Below are 16,688 nucleotides of genomic sequence, written 5' to 3'. Positions count from 1 at the left end.
CGTCGCGCAATCATCAGCACGACGATGATGACGAGCGCGGCGACGCCGAACATCAGGATCTCGAACGGCCAGAGATTGTGGGAAGTCGGATCGATCGCCGTATCGACCACGATCCGCAGGATCACGAACCCCATGAGTCCGAGCGGCGCCAACGCCGCGATGCGCCAGCCGCCGCGCCACCGCAGTGCGCTGCGCAGCGGCAGCGCGATGCCGCCGATCAGCAGTGCGCCGACGAGAATCAGAAAACCCGCGAAGATCAGGCCGTCCATCGCGCCGCCGGACTCGCTGGCGCGCTGCCTGGCCTGCGCCGTGATCTGTGCCGTCTGTTCCCGACTCAGCTCATCGACCCACGCGGCCTGGCTGCCGATGCTCTGGCCTTCGGTACTCCATTCGAGTCTTACCGGCAGGGTCGTCACCACCCATTCGCGATACGGATCGCCCCCGCCGGCCTTGATGCGGATCTCATCGACGACGCCTGCCTCGCTCAATGCGAACCAGCCGAGCGCCTCGCCGGTGCCCGTGTACTGCGGCGACGCATTCGTCAGCGCGGGCACCTCGACGCCGTTCGAATACGGCCGTGCCCACAACTTCACGGACACATCGGTTTCGTAGTTCATGAGCACGTACACGGAGGCGCCGGGTGCCAGCACGCTGCGGTCCGCGGGCTCCAGATCGCCGATGCTCACCTGCGTTCCGGCCCACAGCGGCGTCGCGAACGCGAGTGCAGCGATCAGCGCGAGTACGCGCCACAAGCGTTGAAGATTCGTGTCCATGCCCGCGGCAGGATGAACGCCGTGTCTCCGCCATGCCGTGATGCGCGTTCAGAACACGAGCCGCGGACGGGATCGATCGGTGATCCGATTCACAGTTTGCCGGCGCGGGGCTTCACGCTGCTCGCAGCGGCTTTCCACAAGTGCATGACGGCGTAGCCGCGCCACGGTCGCCAGCGTTCCGCGCGCTGTTGCAGCGCACGTATCGTGAGCGGCGGTCCGTCACCCGCGGCCAGCCGGCGCAGCACGAGATCACCGGTCGGGAAGGCATCGGGTGCGCCCAGTGCGCGCAACGCGATGTATTGCGCCGTCCATTCGCCGAAGCCCGGCAGCTCGGCGATGGCCTGCGCGACGTCTTCCACGCCGGCGGTGAAGTCGAGCTGCCCCTCCGCGGTTGCCCGCGCCAGCGTATGCAGCGCCGCGATGCGTGCGCCCGTGATGCCGAGTCCGTCGAGGTTCGCCGCCGCCAGTACGGGCGGTGCAGGGAACAGGTGCGTGAGTCCGTCGCTTCCATTGATCGGCTGACCGGTGCGGTTCACGAGGCGCGAGGCGAGCGTGCGTGCCGCCGCGACACTGACCTGCTGGCCGAGCACCGCACGCACGGCACATTCGAACGGATCCCACGCGCCGGGAATGCGCAGGCCGGGACGCAGCTTCACCAGCGGCGACAGCAGCGGGTCGGACCTGAACCCGGCCGCGATCCGCACCGGATCGGCCGCGAGATCGAACATGCGGCGCGCGGCGGCCGAAATCCGGAACAGATGGGCGGGCGCGGCGCCGCGAACGCGCAGTGCCAAGGCATTCGCCGCCGGCAGGTGCTGCACGCTCACGATCGCGTGGCCGTCGTCGGTCGCAATCGTTCGCGCGTAACCGTCGTCGTCGACGCGCTCGACGCCGGGGATCGCGCGCGTCGCCAGAAAATCGCGCACCTGTGCCCAGTCGTACGGCGGTCGGTACGACAGCTTCAGGATGACTTCATCGCCGGCGGCGTCCGCTTCGTGCTTCGTCCGACGCAGCTCGCGCGGTGCGCGTCGATACGTTTTCCGGAACGCATCGTTGAAACGTCGCAGGCTGCCGAAGCCGGAGGCCAGCGCGATCTCCGTGATCGGCAAGCGGGTCTCGTCCAGCAGCCGCTTCGCGAAATGCAGTCGCCGCGTCTGCGCGACCGCGAGCGGCGATGCGCCGACGTGCTGGATGAACAGTCGATGCAGGTGCCGCGGCCCGATGCCGATCTTCGTTGCGAGTTCATCGACCGACAGTCGATCGAGCGCACCGTCCTGAATCAGTCGCAGTGCGCGCCGTACCGCTGCGGACGTACCGAGCCACGCCGGCGTGCCGGGCGCCGCCTCGGGACGACAGCGCAGACACGGACGAAACCCCGCTTCGGCTGCCGCAGCTGCCGTCGCGTAGTAGCGGATGTTCGTTCTCTTCGGGCTCGGCGCCGGACAGACCGGCCGGCAATAGATGCCGGTCGTCTTCACCGCAATGAAGAACCTGCCGTCGAAACGCGGATCGCGACTGATGCGCGCGCGGTCGAGAGCCGCGCCGTCGAGACCGTGAATGTCGTCCATGCGGCGGACGATACGCCGGCAGCGAAGGTGGGACTAGCCGTTTTCGGACCTGAATCGGAGGAAGAGTTTCATACGAAAATCACGGCGCTTGATCCCCTCCTCCGCGCAGCGGGGGAGGGTCAGGGTGGGGCTCTCATACTGTGGGGCCGGCTTGAGCCGGCCTCTTTCCGGAAGTCAGGCTGAAGCCTGACCTACAGAAATCGCCCGATCCGCAACGATCATCGAATCGCGGATCCATCCCTTGAGCAGGATCACTGCGCGTGCCGGGACATCTGCGGCGGCATGCCATTCGCACAGCGAGTCGCAAAGCGCTTCGAACGTTCCGGCCGCCAGCAACGTCTGCAGTGCCGCGGCTTCGTCCTCCGGCACCGATCGATATCTCGGTGTCAGTGCCTCGCGCCAGACGCACCAATGATGCGGAGTCGGGAGCGTTGCCGGCGTCGGCGGTTCGTCGTCCGCGGCCAGCGACTTGAAGATTGCAGGTGCATTCGTGTTCATGCGCAGCAGCTGCACCGACGGATGCAATGGCAGGCGCAAGGTTGCCCATTGCGCGGGTTCGATGCTGCTCAATGCCTGCTCGGCAAGCGGCTCAGCGTCCGCGGCGTCGAACGCAGCGGCGATCGCCCACTCCCAGTGCGCAAGTTCGGCCAGCACGGGCGGGTCCGGACAGGCAGCGGCAAGAAACTCCGCGAGTCGATCGCCGAACCAGCGCACCGAAGCACTGGCGGAGGGATGGGCCAGCAAATACTCGCGCGCGATCGAACCAAACGCTGCGTCGCCGAGGAGTTGCTGCAGGCGCGGGTAGTTGTGGGCCAGGGCCTCGATCAGGCGCAGACGATAGGCGTCAGCATAGACGGCGAGACGTGCGGCGCTCTCGACAGCTTCCGTGCGACTGACGGCGACAGCAATCGCGTCGTCGCCGTCCAGTACATGTTTCTGGAAAGCGCGCTGCAGTTGCGCGAGATCCACGTCCGTTCCCCGGCTTCAGGACTTCTTGTTCTCCGCCTGCGCCTTTTCGCATTCGGCCTTGGGCAGCATGACGTAACCCTGTCCCTTGCAGGCGTTCTGTCCGGCACAGGCATTGCTCGCCGTATGACAGGCCGACTTGCCCTTGCAGGCATTGCCGCCATCGCATTTCACGGCCGCTTCGTCGGCGGCATTCGTGGTCGTGAGTGTCGTCGAGGCGAACAGCAGCGCGGCGGCCGAGGCCAGCGCCGCTCCGGAAATCCTGGCCTGTCGAGTCATGGTCGAACTCCGATGGGAACGTTGCGGAACAGGGGACCGCGCCAGGCGCGGAAATATTGCGGTCGGGAGTATAGAACTCTTCCTGTGGGGCCGGCTTGAGCCGGCCTGATTCGGTGGATGCGATCGGCTTCTTTGTGTAGGTCAGGCTTCAGCCTGACTGTTTTCAGGCCGGCTCAAGCCGGCTCCACAGGAAGAGCCGGACAAAAAAGCGGCGGGCGCCGCGCAGGACGCCCGCCGCTTTCCTCGCCATCGCCCGTTACGACGCTGCCTTGCGAACCTGCATTGCGTCCTTGACGCTCTTCACGCCGTCCACGCCGCGTGCGAGCTGCAATGCCCGGGCCCGGGCCTGCTCCGATTCGACGAAACCGCTCAGGGACACATTGCCCTTGAAGGTGTCGACGTTGATCTGGTGGGCCTTGGTCACGGGATCTTCGATCAGCTTGGCCTTGACCGTTGCGGTCACGACGCCGTCGTCGATCGCCTCGCCGGTCGACTGCTGCGACGGCGTGGAGCTGCATCCTGCCAGCAGCGAACCGCCCAGCATCGCGGCGACCAGCAGGGCCGCGGTACGTTTGCCAATATTGAAGCTACTCATTGAGCACCCCTGTAACTTGAGCCCTGGTTCAGCCGGCACCGTCGCGGCGCAGTTCCGCCTGCTTCTTCGCGGCGTCGAGATCGGCATCGGCGCGCTCCTTGCAGTCGGTCTGGGCCGAACCGCTCAGTGCTTCGCACTTCTCGGTCGCGACCTTGTGATTCGCCTCAGCCTGCGCCACCGCTACTTTAAAGTCGCCCCTGGCTGCTGTCTCGCTGGCATCGCCGGCGGCATCCGCCAGTTCGCCGGAATCATGATCGGCCTGGGCATCGGCGACGTCCTTCTGCGCATCCGCCATGTTCTCGCGCGCATCTGCCTGCGCTTCCGACACGTCACGCTGTGCGTCCGCACGTGCATCGGCCACATCGTGCTGTACCTCGGCAGGCGATTCCGCCTTGTTGCAGCCGGCGATCGCGATACCCGCGGCCATGATCATCAGAAGAGAATGGAGTTTCATCGGTAGTTCCTCATCGTATTGAAGCGAGTCGAATGTCGCGCAGGAATCTGCGCGGTCCTGACCTGCGTTGCTCGCGTCGATTAACGTGCGGTCGAATTCAAGGTTCCCGCACGACGTCAATGCGATGTCAACGACACGTCGCTTCGCAGCGACTGTGCGATCCACACGGAACCTCGTCGGGCAACTGGCGTTAAGGCTGGTCGGAAGAGTCCCGCTGCCGGTCATCCATCGCTTTCCATGTCGACGCCTTCAGCCAGCCTGCCCGCGGATGCGGTGGTTGCCATGCCCACGACGACGGCCCAGGTGCCGCTGGCCGTCGTGGCAATCACGCTGGTATCGATCGCACTGCTGCTGCTCAACGCCACGCTGCTGGTGATCAACACGGCGGGCACGATGGATTCCCACCGGCAGTACGCGCGTTCCTACGAGATCAAGCGGTCGCTGACCGCATTCCAGTCGACGATTGCGACCGCGGAGGCGGGGCAGCGCGGCTACCTGCTGACGGGGCAGGCCGTCTACCTGGAGCCTTTCCGCCGCGCGGCGCGCAGCTGGCGCGCCGAGATCGAACGGCTGCGCGAACTGGAGGCGGACAACGGCGGGGCGGGAGGTACGCAGCGTGCTGCAGATCTGGATGCGCTGGAGGCCATGACGGCCAACGCGGTGGCGCGACTGGAAGGCACGATCGCGCACACGGGCGAAGTGGGCAATGCCGACGTCGCCGGAACGGGCTGGGCCACGGCCGACATGAACCGCGTGCGCGAACACGTCGAGCGCATGCTGCAGGAAGAAGACACGCGCATCGAAGCCTTGCGCGGCGAAGTCGTGCACGACATGTGGCTGACCGTCGGCATTGCCGTCTTCACGACGGTGCTGACCGTGGGCGTGCTGATCGGCCTGCAGGTGCTGCTGCGTCGCTATGTCGCGGCGCGCGCCCGAGCGGAGGGCGCGTTGCTCGACGCGAATCAGCATCTCAATCGACAGGTCGAGGAACGCACGTCGGAGCTCACCGAGCTGTCGCAGCACCTCATCAGCGTGTCGGAAGAAGAGAAGGCCCGCATCGCGCGCGAGCTGCACGACACGCTCGGCAGCAATCTCACTGCCATCAACATGGATCTCAACTGGATCAGCAAGCGTCTGCCGGAAGGCCAGCCGGAACTGCGCGAACGGTTGCAGCGCTCGCTGCAGATGCTGGCCGACACCGTCGAACTGAAACACGAAGTGATCGAAGGTCTGCGTCCGAGTCATCTGGACAATCTCGGCCTCGCCTATGCGATGCGCACGCATTGCCGAGAATTCACGCGACGCACCGGCGTGCCGTGCGACGTGCAGGTGACGGAGGATTTCGACGACCTCGATCCGTCGTGGTCGATCGCGCTGTATCGCATCGCACAAGAAGCGCTCACGAACGTCACGCGTCATGCGCGCGCGCAATCGGTGCGGGTCGACCTGTCGCGATCCGAAGACGGTATTCGCCTGCGTATCATCGACGATGGCGCGGGCATGACTGAAGGTGCAGTGTCGCGTGCGAAGTCGCACGGCCTCGTGGGAATGCGCGAGCGCATGCGACAGATCGGCGGCGTGATCCGCTTCGGCACCGACCCGGCGAAAGGAGGCACCGTGGTCGACGCCTTCATTCCGCGTACTGCTGCAACGTAGACGCGTGCCCACCGTTTCCTTCCCGGACCCTCGCTTTCCGGAGAAATCGCATGACTGTCCTGTCCGACGCGCCTTCCTCGTTCCCGTCGTCGCTGAGCGATGCCGATGCCCTCGCAGTGGCGCGCGTCTGCAGTGTCGGCGGTCTGCTCGGCGAGTCGGCAGCGATGCATGCGATGTTCGAGCGCATGGCGCACATCGCGAGGCTGCATGCGGACGTGCTGATCGTCGGCGAGAACGGCAGCGGCAAGGAACTGGCGGCGCGCTGCCTGCACGATCTGAGCGATCGTGCGACCCAGCCTTTTCTGGTGCTGAACTGCGCCACGCTCGCGCCGGCACTCATCGATTCCGAGCTGTTCGGATACGAAGCCAGTGCGAGCGAAGGCGGCGTCGCGCGCCTGGGCAGTCAGCAAGGACATCTGGAGCGCGCCGCCCGCGGCACGCTGCTGCTGGAGGACGTTGCCGGGCTGACGCCCGAACTCCAGGTCAAACTGCTGCGTGCGCTCGAGTCGCGTCGCAGTGTCCGTGTCGGCGGGACACGCGAGCTGGAATTCCATTGCCGCATCATCGCGACGGTGCAGAGCGATCCGCGCGGCGCCTTGCGTCCGGAACTGCTGGACCGGCTGTCCGTCTGCCAGCTGCGCATCCCGCCGTTGCGCGAGCGGGGCGAGGACGTGGAATTGCTGGCGAACTATTTCCTGCAGGTGCTGAACGTGGAGGAGCACACCTCGAAACGGCTGTCGCCGGATTCGGCCGACTGCCTGGCCCGTTACGACTGGCCGGGCAACGTGCGCGAACTGCGCAACGCAGTGCATCGGGCCTTCATCCTCGCCGAGGGGGATCTCGATCTCGGCAGTGCCATCGACCGGTCGACCCCGCTGTCTTCGATCGGCGACGCCGAGTGCCTCAGGATTCCCGTCGGCACGCCGCTGGCTGAAGCCGAACGCCGGATGATTCTGGCGACTTTGCGCAAATGTGAGGGAAACAAGACGCGGGCTGCTGCGTTACTGGGCGTCAGTCTGAAAACGCTCTACAACCGGCTGCACGCCTACCGTGCGCAGGGACTGGTCGGGAGCGATCACGACCGTGAATCCATCGAGGTGGCCAACTGATGTTCAACGCCCGAGAAAACGACATGCCGGAGACCCATCGCGACATTCAACAGCATATTCGCGTCCTGATCGTCGACGACCACGCCATCCTGCGGGCCGGCGTGCGCGAAATGCTCGCAGACGAGGAGGACCTGATGGTCGTCGGCGAGGCCGGCTCGGCCGAAGAGGCGCTGCAGCTTCTGGAAAGCGGAACCAAGGTCGATGTCGTGGTACTCGACATCACCCTGCCCGGACAGAGCGGCATCGAACTGCTCAAGCAGCTGCGCGACGAACGTCCCGAACTGGCGATCCTGGTTCTGAGCATGCATCCCGAGCGCAGCTTTGCCGTGCGTCTGATGCGGGCCGGGGCCAATGGCTACGTGCCGAAAATGATCGTGCCCGAAGAACTGGTGAAGGCCGTGCGTGCCGTCGGCGCCGGACGCCGCTACATCACGCCGATCGTCGCCGAGCTGCTGGCGTCCGACTGTGCCGCCAACGAAGAGGGCCCGATGCACAACCGGCTGTCGGAGCGCGAGCTGCAGGTGTTCACGCGCATTGCGCGCGGCATCTCGCCCGCCGTGATGGCCAACGAGCTCGGCCTCAGCGTCAAGACCGTGAGTACCTACCGCGCGCGCATCCTGGAGAAAATGGCCATGCGCAGCAATGCCGAGATAGCGGCCTACGCGGTTCGTAACGAACTGGTCGATTGACACGGCAACGCATGCCGCGACGCGCGCGCTCCCGGGACACCATTGCGGCGATTCGCGGAGGCGCGCTGAATGACGATGTAGGTGGATTGCCGTCATTGAGAGAACTGACCATCTACATCGTCGAAGACTCGACGCCGGTGCGCGAGCGGTTGATCGAAACCGTGCGGGAAATTCCCGACACGCGCGTCGTCGGGCAGGCGGCCGAGGTTCCCGACGCGCTCGAAGGCGTGCGCAGTTCGCGCCCGCATGTATTGATCGTCGATGTGCAGTTACGCGGCGGCAGCGGCATCCGCCTGCTCAAGCAGCTGCGGGCGACAGGCGCGCCGCGGCCGGAGCTGGTGATCGTCGTGACCAACTACCCGACCGACGACTATCGTCAGGCCAGCCACGATTGCGGCGCCGATCACTTCTTCGACAAGGCCTCGGAATTCGACAAGGTGCGGGACGTGCTGATGAGCCATCGGCATCGCGCCGCTTCGCTGCCGCAGGAACCCCGTAGTTGAGAATGCGCTTGCGCCGGCCAGCGGTCGCTGGCCGGCGTGCGCGGATTCTTATTGCCAGCCGTGGCGTCGGGAAAAGTCCTTCACCTGGCGCTCTGCTTCGTCGCGTTCCCAGCCATACCGTTCCTGCAGCTTGCCGGCGAGGATTTCGGTATTGCCTTCGATCTGATCGATCTCGTCGTCCGTGAGCTTGCCCCACTGCTGTTTGATCTTGCCCTTGAGCTGCTTGAAATTGCCTGCGGCGATGTCTTTGTTCATGACGTCTCCTTCGGGATCGGTTGCGACACGGGCGGGATGCTGCGTGTCCACCGGATCAACGAATGAGCCCGCTGCGCGGTTCGCCCCCGCTACCAGGGCCGTCGTTCGTCATCGGAAAAAAACTTCGGCACGACGGATCCGAATCCGGATGTCGTGCGTTCGAGTGCCGACGTTTCGTGCTGTTTCGATCCGTACAGTCCACTCCGTGGACCTCCCAGTTCGGTGGGGCACCCGCTGAGATCCCATCGCAACACCGCGGTCGGTGGCTGTACATTCAGGCCGCGCCTTCGGGCGCGGCCTTTTTTTGGACGATCGTTACATGATCGGGCGCGATGGATCGCCCGTGCCGGATCAGTCCGACCACCACGCCATGAACTCCTCGAAGCTGATCAGGCCGTCGCCATCGCCGTCGGTCATTTCGAAGGCGAGCAGGCACTCGTCTTCGGACAGATCGCCGTCGAGCGACTGCAGCAGCGCGGAAAATTCCCTGGTCGTTATCCAGCCGTCGGCGTCGTTGTCGCAGTTGTCGAAGCTTTGCCGCAGCCCGGTCAGTTCATCCGGCGTCACATCCTGCATAGGTACTCCCTGGTTCAGCAATCGTCATTCCGACTTCTGTTCGGCGGCGCCCTGCGCGAACACGCGACCGAGAAAATCTCCGTTCTTCCAGCGCGGCCGGCCGGGCGCGTTCGCCACGTCGATCGCCATGCGCAGATTGATGCGCGCGAGGTCGGCGGCCGTCGCGTAGTCGATCGGCTCGGCCGCGTCGTCGCCGGCCTGGGGGGAACGCTTTTCCAGGAACTCGCTGCGCAGCGCGGCAACGTCGACGCGCTTGTCGCGCGACTGGTAGCCGCCCGAGAGCACGATCGCCGGAATGCCCTGGCGGATGAACGAGAACTGGTCGCTGCGCACGAACGCCACCTGCTCCGGCATCGGATCGGGACTCAGTCGATATCCCTGGCTGCCGGCCGCATTGCGCGCGACGGCGCCGAGCGAGGAATGCTTTTCGCCGAGTGCGATCATGTCCAGCGTCGGCGCGAACAGCATCGGCATGTCGATGTTGATGTTGGCGACCGGCGTGCCGTCAGCCATGGGATGCTGCGCCAGGTAATCGGAACCGAGCAGTCCTTTCTCTTCGGCGGTCAGCGCCGCGAAAACGAGGGTGCGGCGGGTCTTGATGCCTGACGCATTCAGCGCGCGCGCCATTTCCAGCAGGATCGCCGTGCCGAGCGCGTTGTCCTGTGCGCCGTTGTAGATGGAGTCGCCGTTCACGGCGGAGCCGCGGCCGAGATGATCGAGATGCGCCGTGATCACGACGAGCTCGTTGCGCAGATCGGTGCCCGGTGCGGCGGCGATCACGTTCATGCTGTCGGTGCGACGCAGGCCCGTGGTAGCCGACAGCGTCAGCAGGCCCGGCAGTTCGAACGCCTGCGATTCGCCGGCGTCGGCCGCGGCGCTGGCCGCTGCGAAATCCTTTGCCGCACCTTCGAAGAACTGCGCGCCGGCTTCCTGATCGAAGCGGAAGCGCAGCTTGAGCTGCTCGTAGGCATTGCGGGGTTTGTCGTGCTCGTCCAGCCAGCGCATCTGCGGCGCCCAGCTCATCGCCACCACGCGTTCCCAGGGAAACAGCTTCTCGTCCTGCGGCGAGGAAATCATCACCACGCCGACGGCGCCGTGTTCGATGAGCTGCGGAAATTTCGTGTAAGTCGATGAGTAATAGGCGCGCTGCGTGTGCGGGAACTGTGCCGGTGCGCCCGTGAAGATGACGGCGATGCGGCCGGCCAGATCGACGTTCGCGAAATCGTCGTGGTCGAGTTCCGGCGCATCGATGCCGAAGCCCACGAAGGTCAGCGGCGCCGTCAGCGTCGAGCTCGCCGACAGATAGTCGGCCGAGGGCAGGTAGTGCGTGCCGTATTCGAACGTGCGCGTGTGCTTGTCGACAACCAGCTCGGCGGAGGAGCCGGGCAGCACCGGGGTCGCTTCGAGCAGCGGCACGTTCTGAAAGAAGCTGTCGCCATCGCCGGCGGGTTTCAGGCTGGCCTGGCGGAATTGCGCGGCCACATAGGCCGCTGCGATGTCATAGCCTCGCGACGCGGTGGCGCGGCCTTCCAGCAGATCGCTCGCCAGGAATTCGACATGACTGCGGATCGCATCCGCACGCACCTGCGTCCAGGGTTCCGGCGCAGCCGCCGCTGCAGCGGTCAGCAGTGCGGCGCTCAAGCCCAGCCAGTGCGCGGCTCGCGATCCCCGGATCATGGTTGGCGGCTTCCTCAGGCGTGCGGCATCGATGCGGCGACACACTACACAGAGTCTGGCGCCTTGGGGAGTTCCGCGGCCGGGCGGAGTTCACAATCCGTTCAGCGGCTGGCGCCGAGGCTCGGCATGCGGCATCCTGCGCGCGCCCGACCGGAGCCCACCCGGATATGCAGTTGAAAACGCGTCGTTCTGCCGGGTCTCGTCGCTGCAGCATCGCGGCATGGGCCGCGCTGTCGATGCTGCTGGCGAGCTGCGCCGGCACACCTCCTGTCTCGCCGCCGCCGCTCGGCGATATCGCCACGCCCGGCACGCTCGACACGTCGCCGATGCCGCAGCGTCAGGGTGGAGCAGAGATTTCCGTCGGCAGCGAAATCGTCATCCGCGCCATTTCATTGCTTGGCGCGCCGTATCGTTTCGGCGGCAGCGGCCCGACCGCGTTCGATTGCAGCGGCCTGGTGCAGTTCGTTCATCACGAACTGGGCATCGAAGTCCCGCGCACCGCCGCCGAACAGTATCGAGCCGCTGAACCCATCCGCCTCGGCGACATCGAACCCGGCGACCTGCTGTTCTTCCGCATCAGCGGCAAGCGCATCTCGCACGTCGCCATCTACGCTGGCTCCGGCCGCTTCGTGCATGCACCGCAGACGGGTCGGCCGATCGAACTGCGCACGCTCGATGATGATTACTACAAGCCGCGGCTGGCGGGGGCGGGGCGGTTGTTCTGAGGATTGCGGAGAAGAGAATGGCCGCAAAAAGGCGCAAAGGTCTCAAAACAAGATAACGAAGACACTCCGCATTCTTATTTCTTGCCCTTGCGTCTTTTTGCGCTTTTTTGCGGCCATTCTCTTGTCTCAGCTCTTGGCTTTCTTCCGCTTCGACGTCTTCGCCGGTTTCGCGACCCCCGCGTCCTGCTCGATCTCCGACGCCGGGCGGTTCATGCGTTCGCGCACGAGGCTTTCGACGACGCCCGGGTCGGCGAGGGTGGAGATGTCGCCGAGCTGATCGTGTTCGTTCGCGGCGATTTTGCGCAGGATGCGGCGCATGATCTTGCCCGAGCGCGTCTTCGGCAGGCCGGGGGCCCACTGGATGAAGTCGGGAGTGGCGATCGGGCCGATTTCCTTGCGAACCCAGTCGCGCAGTTCGTTGCGCAGCGCCTCGGTGGGTTCCTCGCCGACGATCAAGGTCACGTAGACATAGATGCCCGTGCCCTTGACGTCGTGCGGGCAGCCGACGGCGGCGGCTTCGGCGACCTTGGGATGCGCGACCATCGCGCTTTCGATTTCCGCGGTGCCGAGTCGATGGCCGGCGACGTTGAGCACGTCGTCGACGCGGCCGGTGATCCAGTAGTAGCCGTCCTCATCGCGCTTTGCGCCGTCGCCAGTGAAGTACTTGCCGGGGAACGTCTTGAAGTAGGTGTCGATGAAGCGCTGATGATCGCCGAACACCGTGCGCATCTGGCCCGGCCAGCTGTCGGTGATGACCAGGTTGCCTTCGGTCGCGCCTTCGAGCACGTGGCCTTCGTTGTCGAGGATCGCAGGCTTCACGCCGAAGAAGGGCAGGGTGGCCGAGCCGGGTTTCTGATCGATCGCACCGGGCAGCGGCGCAATCAGCGTCGCGCCGGTTTCGGTCTGCCACCAGGTGTCGACGATCGGGCAGCGGCCGTCGCCGACGACGCGGTGATACCACTCCCAGGCTTCCGGATTGATCGGTTCGCCGACCGAGCCGAGCAGGCGCAGCGACTTGCGCGACCAGTGCTTCACCGGCTCTTCGCCTTCGCGCATCAGCGCGCGTATGGCCGTCGGTGCGGTGTAGAAGATCGTGACCTTGTGCTTGTCGACCGACTGCCAGAAGCGTCCCGCGTCGGGATAGTTCGGCACGCCTTCGAACATGATCGTCGTCGCGCCATTGGCGAGCGGCCCGTAGACCACGTAACTGTGGCCCGTGACCCAGCCGACGTCGGCCGTACACCAGAAGATGTCGTCCTCGCGCACGTCGAAGACGAGTTCGTGCGTCATCGCGGCATAGACCAGATAACCGCCGCTGGTGTGCAGCACGCCTTTCGGGCGGCCTGTCGAACCCGAGGTGTAGAGAATGAACAGCGGATCTTCGGCATCGACGGTTTCCGGCGCGCATTCCTTCGGCTGACCGTCGACGACGTCTTCGTACCACTGATCGCGCGCATACATCGGCACGCGGATGCCGGTGCGCTTCACCACCAGCACGTGCCTGACGCATTCGGTGCCGGGCGTGCTCAGCGCGAGATCGACATTGGTCTTGAGCGCGATGCGCTTGCCGCCGCGAATGCCTTCATCGGCCGTGATGACGACGCTCGAACCGCAGTCGACGATGCGTCCCGCGAGCGAATCCGCGGAGAAACCGCCGAACACGACCGAGTGAATCGCACCGATGCGCGCGCAGGCCAGCATCGCCACCGCGGCTTCCGGAATCATCGGCAGGTAGATCGTGACGCGATCGCCCTTGCGCACGCCGAGCGACTTGAGCGCGTTCGCGCACTGGCAGACGCGTTCGTACAGCTCGCGATAGGTGATGCGTTCCGACAGCTTCGGATCGTCGCCTTCCCAGATGATGGCGGTCTTGTCGCCGCGCTTGGTGAGATGGCGGTCGAGACAGTTCGCGGCGACATTGAGCTTGCCGTCGTAGAACCAGCGGATGCGAAAATCGTGCTCGTCGAAACTGGTGTCCTTCACCTTGTTGTAAGGCTGGACCCAGTCGAGCCGCCGGCCCATTCGTGCCCAGAAACCATTGGGATCGCGCACCGATTCCTGGTAGAGCCGCTGGTACTCCGCGTTGCGCAGATGCGCCAGTGCCGCGAAATCTTCCGGAACCTTGTAGATCGGGTTGCTCATCGCGTGTCGGTCCGCTGTTTTCTGGGGAACGGCAGACTACCAGATGCTGAAGAGAAGAAGTTTCACACGGAGATCACGGAGACCACGGAGTTCGGAAGAAGAAAGAATTTCCACGGGGGACACGGGGAGCACGGGGCTCGGAACAGAAAATTTCTATCCCCGTGCTCCCCGTGTTCCCATTCTTCTCCCCGTGGGAACTCTTAACTTCTTCTCCGACCTCCGTGGTCTCCGTGAACTCCGTGTGAAACTCTGAATCTCAGCCAGCCAGCGCCTGGCGGATGCGTTCGGCGTGTTCGGCCAGCACCGCCTTGTCTGCCATGTCGCGCGCATGGCCCTTGATTTCTCGGCCTTCGTAGCAGGGAACGATGTGGAAGTGGATGTGGAACACCGTCTGGCCGGCGGCGGGTTCGTTGAACTGGATGATACGCACGCCGTCGGGCTGGAACGCAGTGCGCACGGCCTTCGCCACGTGCTGCGTCGACTGGATCAGGCGACCGAGCGACTGCGGATCGATGTCGAAGAAATTGCGCGCCGCAGTTTTCGGAATCACCAGCGTGTGGCCTTCGGACTGCGGCATCACGTCCATGAAGGCCAGCGTGTGCTCGTCTTCGTGGACCTTGAATGCGGGAATTTCGCCGCGCAGGATTTTCGCGAAGATGTTGTTCGGGTCGTAGGTCATCGCGGCTTCCTCAGATTCCCGCCTTGCCCAGCGCATCCACGACCCGTCGCAGCGCCGTGCCGAGCGAGGGATGCTCGGCCTCGAAATGCACCGCCAGTTCGTCGAGGCGTTCGGCCAGGTTGTGCTGGTTCGCGGGCGTGCCGCTGGAACTCTCCAGCAGGCGCGTGATGTCGCCCAGCAGCGTGATGAGCAGCGTGCGCGATTGCGGATCGACCGTGTCGATGCGGCTCAGCTCCGCGTGCATGGCTTCGATGTGTTTCTGCAGATCCTGATTCAAGTCTGGGTCTCCCGGGAGTGTGGTTGCCTGTCAGCGTGCAGGCATGAATTCGCGCCGAGCATAACCGGCCGGCACGTCAAACGTGGTTGCCGGCAGCGCTTCGCTGCGGCTGGAGCGCAGCGTCGATTCGCTGACCGGCTTGCCGTTGGCGTAGTGACGGCTCAATACCGGAATGCCGCCGACCTTGCCATACAGCGCGGTCTGTTCGTCGATCATCTGCCTGAGTTGCGGTGCATCGAGATCCTTGAATGCGTCCTGCAGCATCGCACTCATTTTCTGCGCGGCGGCCATCAGTTCATCGCCGCCCTTGAGCGTTGCCGGCGCGACGATGCACAGCTCGTCTTCGACCGCGCCGCCCTTGACGATCTCGACGTAGCTGCAGCCATGTCCCGCCGCCGATCCGGTGCGGGAGGTCTTGCGCACTTCCTGTTTCGCGCCGCCGCCCAGTGCGGACGAGGCGCTCTGTCCCATCATCTTCTCCATCTGCGCGCGCTGCTCGGGCGGCATCTGCGCCAGCATCTTCATGACCGGGCTGATCGCATCCGCCATCTTCTTCAGCGCAGCGCGATCCATCACGACATAGTTCCTGTCGCGATCGTTGACGACGTACAGCGCATCGTCCTTGAACAGCGAGAAGCCTTCGCGATCGCCGGCTTCGATGCGCAACTTTCCGTCCTGCGCATACGTGGTCATGACAGTTTCTTTCTGTTGCCCACCCAGATCGCGGTTCACCATTTCCATCACGGTGCCGGCCTGTGCGAAGCCGGCGAACAGCAGGGCAACGAGCGTCAGATGGCGGCACGACATGCGACTTCTCCTTGCGACGGGGTTGGCCGATTGTGCGGTAGCCGGCAAGTCACCAACAGTGGGGTCTTCCCCCCGCCGGACGACCTCCTTCAGCGGCCGGGGCCTTGGCGTTTGAGCCGCTCGATCGCGGCGGCAAGCACGGCGGCATCCATTTGATCCTTGGGTCGGACGCCTTGCTTGGTCTTGAGCAGGCCCGGCAAGTCCAGAACGCGAATGCCGACATCGTCCACTTCGATGGTGACGATATGCGGCTTCATCTCTTCCCACGAATGCCCTGCTATGGACGGCATGACATCCACGGTGAATTCGTCATTCACTCGCAACGCGTAGCGCGTATCGTCAGAAAACACGTCCGGAGCGGCGAGCAATTCCTGCGTGGCGTGGTCCGGCAATGCAGCGAGTGCAAGAATCCAGCGGCGCGAATTTTCGGCCGACGGGTTGACCAGGATGTCGATGTCTTCCGAAAAACGATTGAATCCATGTGCCGCGATGGCGTACCCACCGACCAGCGCATATTCCGCCCCTTGCGCTTCAAGCTCCCTGGCCAGGTGCTTTACGTCTTCCCAGGTGGCGGGACGCGTGTATTCCATCTATCTGGCGCGCTCGCGCGATTTCTCGACGATTGCATCCACGATCCATCGCTGGCGGTCCGCATCCATTTCCTCGGCGGAGCGATAGATGAAGATGCCTTTGGGAGCGCGCGTCACGTAACGGGCATTGCAGGTCATTGCGGCCCGGTCCGATGCAGACAGCGGTTGGCCATCGCGCTCCTTGCGCCGACCGATAGTGCGTCCAATGGGCTGTTGGTGAAACGTGGTGCTCATTGCGTCGGCATCATAACGCCGCCGGTGCTCGCGGATCGATGGTGTCGATGCTGCGGCGTTCCATGTCCGGGGAGCAACTATGTCCCCCGCGGCTTGGCGCGCGCCGTGGCTTCGGCCGTCAACGGATCGTCCGG

20 protein-coding genes are annotated in these 16,688 nt (G+C 64.8%); 5 read left to right on the top strand and 15 right to left on the bottom strand.

The window, feature by feature from the left end; translation table 11 throughout:
* From V7D81_RS20380 to V7D81_RS20355, 6 genes are all read right to left on the bottom strand, one after another.
* On the bottom strand, window positions 1-773 hold a 773-nt coding region (locus V7D81_RS20380), incomplete at its 3' end, for a hypothetical protein (protein ID WP_324319737.1).
* An 89-nt stretch (window positions 774-862) separates the two neighbouring features.
* Window positions 863-2,341 carry an AlkA N-terminal domain-containing protein gene (locus V7D81_RS20375; RefSeq protein WP_324319735.1) on the bottom strand — a complete coding sequence of 493 codons (1,479 nt, stop codon included), beginning with the start codon at window positions 2,339-2,341 and terminating at the stop codon, window positions 863-865.
* Between the two features lie 174 nt (window positions 2,342-2,515).
* A complete protein-coding gene (locus V7D81_RS20370) occupies window positions 2,516-3,310 on the bottom strand; it encodes a DNA-binding domain-containing protein (RefSeq protein WP_324319733.1) in 795 nt (264 codons plus the stop codon).
* A 15-nt stretch (window positions 3,311-3,325) separates the two neighbouring features.
* Window positions 3,326-3,586, bottom strand: a complete 261-nt coding sequence (bufA2, locus tag V7D81_RS20365; RefSeq protein WP_324319731.1) for a BufA2 family periplasmic bufferin-type metallophore — start codon at window positions 3,584-3,586, stop codon at window positions 3,326-3,328.
* A 256-nt stretch (window positions 3,587-3,842) separates the two neighbouring features.
* A complete protein-coding gene (locus V7D81_RS20360) occupies window positions 3,843-4,181 on the bottom strand; it encodes a BON domain-containing protein (RefSeq protein WP_324319729.1) in 339 nt (112 codons plus the stop codon).
* Window positions 4,182-4,209: 28 nt separating this feature from the next.
* Window positions 4,210-4,800, bottom strand: coding sequence for a hypothetical protein (locus tag V7D81_RS20355; RefSeq protein ID WP_324319727.1), 591 nt, complete (start codon window positions 4,798-4,800; stop codon window positions 4,210-4,212).
* Between the two features lie 72 nt (window positions 4,801-4,872).
* On the opposite strand from V7D81_RS20355, the gene V7D81_RS20350 reads away from it, so the two are divergent.
* From V7D81_RS20350 to V7D81_RS20335, 4 genes are all read left to right on the top strand, one after another.
* Window positions 4,873-6,291 carry a CHASE3 domain-containing protein gene (locus V7D81_RS20350; RefSeq protein WP_324319725.1) on the top strand — a complete coding sequence of 473 codons (1,419 nt, stop codon included), beginning with the start codon at window positions 4,873-4,875 and terminating at the stop codon, window positions 6,289-6,291.
* Between the two features lie 50 nt (window positions 6,292-6,341).
* Window positions 6,342-7,400 (top strand): sigma 54-interacting transcriptional regulator, encoded by a 1,059-nt coding sequence (locus V7D81_RS20345; RefSeq protein ID WP_324319723.1) that lies wholly within the window; start codon window positions 6,342-6,344, stop codon window positions 7,398-7,400.
* Entirely contained in the window at window positions 7,400-8,089 is a 690-nt protein-coding gene (locus V7D81_RS20340) for a response regulator transcription factor (RefSeq protein WP_324319721.1), read from the top strand. Before V7D81_RS20345 ends, V7D81_RS20340 begins: the two co-directional genes overlap by 1 nt.
* A 95-nt stretch (window positions 8,090-8,184) precedes the next feature.
* Window positions 8,185-8,592, top strand: a complete 408-nt coding sequence (locus V7D81_RS20335) for a response regulator (protein WP_324319719.1) — start codon at window positions 8,185-8,187, stop codon at window positions 8,590-8,592.
* Window positions 8,593-8,640: 48 nt separating this feature from the next.
* Here V7D81_RS20335 and V7D81_RS20330 read toward each other — a convergent pair whose 3' ends face one another.
* From V7D81_RS20330 to V7D81_RS20320, 3 genes are all read right to left on the bottom strand, one after another.
* A complete protein-coding gene (locus V7D81_RS20330; RefSeq protein ID WP_324319717.1) occupies window positions 8,641-8,847 on the bottom strand; it encodes a CsbD family protein in 207 nt (68 codons plus the stop codon).
* 351 nt (window positions 8,848-9,198) lie between these two features.
* On the bottom strand, window positions 9,199-9,423 hold the full coding sequence (locus V7D81_RS20325; RefSeq protein WP_324319715.1) for an EF-hand domain-containing protein: 225 nt from the start codon (window positions 9,421-9,423) through the stop codon (window positions 9,199-9,201).
* A gap of 24 nt (window positions 9,424-9,447) precedes the next feature.
* Window positions 9,448-11,100: a M28 family metallopeptidase gene (locus tag V7D81_RS20320; RefSeq protein WP_324319713.1), complete on the bottom strand. Its 1,653-nt coding sequence runs from the start codon at window positions 11,098-11,100 to the stop codon at window positions 9,448-9,450.
* 167 nt (window positions 11,101-11,267) lie between these two features.
* Here V7D81_RS20320 and V7D81_RS20315 point away from each other — a divergent pair, with 167 nt between their 5' ends.
* Window positions 11,268-11,825 carry a C40 family peptidase gene (locus tag V7D81_RS20315; RefSeq protein WP_324319711.1) on the top strand — a complete coding sequence of 186 codons (558 nt, stop codon included), beginning with the start codon at window positions 11,268-11,270 and terminating at the stop codon, window positions 11,823-11,825.
* 126 nt (window positions 11,826-11,951) lie between these two features.
* Here the strand turns inward: V7D81_RS20315 and acs are convergent, their stop codons facing one another.
* From acs to V7D81_RS20285, 6 genes are all read right to left on the bottom strand, one after another.
* Complete coding sequence (gene acs, locus V7D81_RS20310; protein WP_324319709.1) at window positions 11,952-13,967, bottom strand: acetate--CoA ligase; 2,016 nt, start codon at window positions 13,965-13,967, stop codon at window positions 11,952-11,954.
* 256 nt (window positions 13,968-14,223) lie between these two features.
* Complete coding sequence (locus V7D81_RS20305; protein WP_324319707.1) at window positions 14,224-14,646, bottom strand: HIT family protein; 423 nt, start codon at window positions 14,644-14,646, stop codon at window positions 14,224-14,226.
* A 10-nt stretch (window positions 14,647-14,656) separates the two neighbouring features.
* Window positions 14,657-14,923: a DUF4404 family protein gene (locus V7D81_RS20300; RefSeq protein ID WP_324319705.1), complete on the bottom strand. Its 267-nt coding sequence runs from the start codon at window positions 14,921-14,923 to the stop codon at window positions 14,657-14,659.
* A 30-nt stretch (window positions 14,924-14,953) separates the two neighbouring features.
* A complete protein-coding gene (locus V7D81_RS20295; RefSeq protein WP_324319703.1) occupies window positions 14,954-15,730 on the bottom strand; it encodes a hypothetical protein in 777 nt (258 codons plus the stop codon).
* Window positions 15,731-15,819: 89 nt separating this feature from the next.
* Window positions 15,820-16,320: a nucleotidyl transferase AbiEii/AbiGii toxin family protein gene (locus tag V7D81_RS20290; RefSeq protein ID WP_324319701.1), complete on the bottom strand. Its 501-nt coding sequence runs from the start codon at window positions 16,318-16,320 to the stop codon at window positions 15,820-15,822.
* Window positions 16,321-16,688, bottom strand: a 368-nt coding sequence (locus V7D81_RS20285; protein WP_324319699.1) for a hypothetical protein, incomplete at its 5' end; no start/stop codon positions are given.

The sequence above is a fragment of the Povalibacter sp. genome (assembly GCF_036735925.1).
Lineage (GTDB): Bacteria > Pseudomonadota > Gammaproteobacteria > Steroidobacterales > Steroidobacteraceae > Steroidobacter.
Note: the sequence above shows the minus strand (reverse complement) of the source record. Positions and strands in the feature narration are given on the sequence as shown.